We start from the raw sequence: 261 nt of genomic DNA, 5'->3' as shown, positions 1-261 counted from the left end.
CAAACGCCATGCCGGCCGACATCGAGCCGTCGCCGATCACCGCGATGGCGTCGCCGTTGCCTTCGGGGATTACACCGCCGAGGTCACGCGCCACGGCAAAGCCAAGAGCGGCGCTGATTGAGGTGGAGCTGTGGGCGGCGCCGAACGGGTCGTAAGGCGACTCCGAGCGTTTGGTGAACCCGCTGAGCCCGTCCTTCATCCGCAGGGTGCGGATGCGGTCGCGGCGCCCGGTCAGGATCTTGTGCGGATAGCATTGGTGGG

1 protein-coding gene is annotated in these 261 nt (G+C 67.4%); it reads right to left on the bottom strand.

Annotation, left to right across the window (positions count from 1 at the left end):
* Nucleotides 1-261, bottom strand: a 261-nt coding sequence (locus RA19_RS25270; protein WP_039168652.1) for a 1-deoxy-D-xylulose-5-phosphate synthase N-terminal domain-containing protein, incomplete at both ends; no start/stop codon positions are given.

The sequence above is a fragment of the Leisingera sp. ANG-M1 genome (assembly GCF_000813745.1).
Lineage (GTDB): Bacteria > Pseudomonadota > Alphaproteobacteria > Rhodobacterales > Rhodobacteraceae > Leisingera.
Note: the sequence above shows the minus strand (reverse complement) of the source record. Positions and strands in the feature narration are given on the sequence as shown.